At 40.8% G+C, this 3,695-nt stretch carries 3 protein-coding genes; 2 read left to right on the top strand and 1 reads right to left on the bottom strand.

Translation table 11 applies throughout. The features are described from left to right. Positions 1-156: 156 nt before the first annotated feature. Entirely contained in the window at positions 157-2,646 is a 2,490-nt protein-coding gene (locus F6K20_RS28845; RefSeq protein WP_287267784.1) for a CHASE2 domain-containing protein, read from the top strand. 60 nt (positions 2,647-2,706) lie between these two features. Then, complete coding sequence (locus tag F6K20_RS28840; RefSeq protein ID WP_287296967.1) at positions 2,707-3,396, top strand: hypothetical protein; 690 nt, start codon at positions 2,707-2,709, stop codon at positions 3,394-3,396. A 101-nt stretch (positions 3,397-3,497) separates the two neighbouring features. Here the strand turns inward: F6K20_RS28840 and F6K20_RS28835 are convergent. Then, positions 3,498-3,695, bottom strand: a 198-nt coding sequence (locus tag F6K20_RS28835; protein ID WP_287296966.1) for a transposase, incomplete at its 5' end; no start/stop codon positions are given.

Raw genomic sequence — 3,695 nt, 5'->3', positions numbered from 1 at the left:
TGAGGGAGTAGGTAGTAGGGAGTAGGGAGTAGGGGGAATAAAAAAGTAACAAATTACCATTTTTAAATTGGAGCGAAGCGATGTTTCAAGCCCCCGACTTCATTTGTAGTATTTTTTTTAATTTTTAATTGATAATTTTGAATTGGAGCGAAGCGATTGACAACTAATCATCAAAGTAGTTTTAGACTAAATGTTTGGCAAGCTGATTCATCCTGTCTGTTTTATTTACGGGGTAATCACGGACAGGAAGTATCCGCAAAGTTGGACTATCCAGCTAAAGTAATAGACTGTTATGAGGAGTGGCGATACCTTTACCTCCAGTTTTACCCGAAATTGCGAGCAAGAGAATTATCCAGTGGTGCCATCACACCATTAGTCGATGACTTGGGACATGAATTAGAAGAAGCAAAAGAGATATTTCTGGATGTCTTTCAACGGTGGTTAGGTCAATTACAGACTATTCGAGAAACAATTCAACATCAAATTTTCACTATTGCTAGAAAGGAATCACAGTCAAAGAAGACAGCAGAAGCCTATCGAGAAGTAGCTATTTTTATAGCCTGCGATTCTGTGGAATTGGCACGGCTTCCTTGGGAAGCATGGCAGTTGCTTCCAGAGGATATCCCCAGTGGGAGAATTCGGATTACCAGGATTCCGATGACTACTCAGGGAGAAACAATAGCGCTAGATAATATGCGCCATGGGAAACCTCGGATTTTAGCGATTTTGGGGGATAATACAGATCTGAATTTGGAGAAAGATAAGCAGGCTCTTAAGTTGCTCAAAGGAGTTGCTCAAGTAGAGTTCTTTGACTGGCAACACCAAGAAGATGGGGTGAATCTTAAAGCAGCACTGGCGGCAGAAATAACCGATGAAAGGGGGTGGGATGCTCTATTTTTTATGGGTCATAGTGATGAAACAAAAGTTACTGATGGAAAATTAGCGATCGCGCCAGAGCAGTTGGTATCTATCAGTGAAATAAAGGAATACCTAACTACTGCTAAAAATCAGGGACTTCAGTTGTGCGTCTTTAACTCCTGTAATGGTCTAAAAATAGCGAATCGGTTGGCTGATTTAGGATTGCAAGTGGTGATCATGCGGGAGGAAGTTCATGATAATGTTGCTCATGTATTTCTCAAAGAATTTTGCAGCAGCTTAGCTCAGGATCAGGATGTCCAGGAAGCAATGCTGGCAGCTTGTCGCAATTTACAGGTAAGTGAAAAATTTGTCTATCCATCAGCTTACCTGATTCCTTCGTTTTTTAGTCCCTATGGTGCTAAGCCATTTCGGATTGAGCCTTGGGGTTACCAGAAACTACTTCAGCAGTGGCTACCTAAACCAAAAGAAGCGATCGCATTAGCTAGTGTGCTTTTAGTTAGCGCTATGGTTCCTGTACAAGACATGTTGCTAGATGGGCGAACGTTTCTTCAAGCTGTCTATCGCGATAGCACAAACCAGTTTCCTCGGGAGGGGTTATCCTCCGCGAAGCCACGCTCTGTACTGTTAATTGCTATTGATCAAGACTCAATCAATCAGGCGCAACTGGAGATTAAAGGCTTTAAAACCCAGCCGATGGAACGGGAATACCTTGGCAAATTAGTCAGACAACTCTCGAACTCAGGCGCTAAGGTAATTGGAATTGATTATCTGCTCCATACCCAAGAACCGAGAGAGGAAAAACTGGCTAGTGCGATTCAATCCGCTGTTAGTCAACAGGATACCTGGTTTGTCTTTGGGGTCAATCAGGATAAAAATCGCAAGGTGTTTCCGAAAATTGCTAGCCCTAAATGGAGTCTACAAGGGGATATTACTTTTTTCCGTTGGGATATGGAACTCCCGCAGGATGCCACCTGCAACAAGTCATGTCCTTTTGCCTATCTACTGGCTCTATCACACCAGTTGCACCAACAGCCAAACCACGGGATAGGATTAAATCCTAATTTTGAAAGTACCACCAACTTTCAGCAGCAAGTTAGTCAGTATCTTCAGCAAGTCAGTAGCCAGGATAATGCGATTGGCCGTAGGCCACGCTACGCGAACGCATCCGTTAAACCAAAGAATCTACCTTTAGCGATTGGCCGTAGGCCACGCTACGCGAACGCATCTGTTAAACCAAAGAATCTACCGTTAGGGATGCGCTATATTATTGACTTTTCTATTCCTCCAGAACAGGCTTATGAGCACAAGCCTGCTTGGGAATTCCTCAAAAGTGACTTTTCTAACATTGAGCAGCAAGTGGTTATCATTGCCTCTGGGGGATATGATGAAGCCGAGGATAATTTTTCTCTACCTCTAGCTATTGAATATTGGTGTAATCCACTGAATCGAACCAGAAAGCCACCAGATACTTGTCCCAAGGTATTTACCGGAGGTGAAGCCCATGCTTACATGGTTCACCATTTTTTATCGCAGCATACAATAAAATTAATTCCCGACAGCTGGATGATTCTATTAGCAGCATTGTCAGGAAAAGGAACAATGCTGCTACTGCTCCAGCAAAAGCCTCAAGAACGACAGCAATCAATATTGATATTATTTGGTGCTACAGCGGTCTATGGAATAATCGGACTACAGGCTTATATCTCAGCTTCTCTTTTAATGCCTATAGCTTTACCATCAATTATACTCTGGTTTTATATTATTTAGTTAATTATTAATTGGTAATTATTAATTTAATTTCCGGCAAGCCTTTAACATTTAAATCCTATGTATCGATTAATTAGAGTCTTTTATCTACTGCTAATTACTGGAACGATGAGTATTAGTTGTCCGACCTCATCAGTATCAATTGCAGCTTCGTTTACCAGTCAAGGGAATCAAGTACCGAAAGCAGTGAGTCAAACCAAACAGGAAACACAATCTGTATGGGCTAAGATCCGAGATATTTTTCGTAGGAAGAAGGATGAAGCAGGTACCCATGGAGAGTTTTGTTCAATTTCCCCTAATATTGCTGCCTATCGCACCTGGAGTGACCAACCTCTATTTGCTTGGGAAGGAAGTGTTAATATCATTCAAGTTCGTTCCTCTCGCAATGGACAAGCGTTATGGTCTTATCAGGTAAACGATAATCAGACTAGTGTTATGTACAATGCTGATGGTAAAGGTCAGCCACTTCAACGAGGTAAAGAATATTATTACTGGGTAGAGTACAACACAACGGATAATAATGGACAACTAATTACAGATACCGAAACTATTCCCTTTCAAGTTATGGGTGGTGAAGCGTATCAGATTATCCAAGCTGAATTGCCAGCTGAGCAGTTTCGATATCAGCATGCGAGTTACTTTGCTGATCGCGATCTTTTCCTAGATGTGGTACGAGTGATTTCGGTGTTTGGGGACTTAGATAGTTGGAAAACTAATACTGAGGAATTATATCAAGAGTTTTGTGAGTAGTCAAGGACTAATTTATCTTAAAAATTACTGTAAAATAAATTAATATTACTCCTGACTCAAAGCTCCTCAATCGGAGGATAGTTTGTTAAGCTGTTGCGCATTTAAACTGTGATAACAGCATTGCCTTTGTTTTTTATTTTTCGTCCCCATTTTATAATTAACCCTCCTTCATTTAAAAGATGATTTAACAAACATTCTAATTCTTCAATTGATTTGAAAACTCGATTGGCAATATATTCTTTTGCTGAATGCCAAACCAATTCAATTAAGTTATAATCAGGACTATACTCGGGAAGATA

Source organism: Moorena sp. SIO2C4, assembly GCF_010672485.1.
In the GTDB taxonomy this organism is placed as follows: Bacteria; Cyanobacteriota; Cyanobacteriia; order Cyanobacteriales; family Coleofasciculaceae; genus Moorena; species Moorena producens.
The sequence above is the reverse complement of the archived record's forward strand: the minus strand, read 5'-3'. Positions and strand labels throughout refer to the sequence as shown.

Bases quoted from the DNA above. Each gene is read 5' to 3' on its own strand.
- F6K20_RS28840 (WP_287296967.1), top strand. From the start codon at position 2,707: ATGTATCGATTAATTAGAGTCTTTTATCTACTGCTAATTACTGGAACG.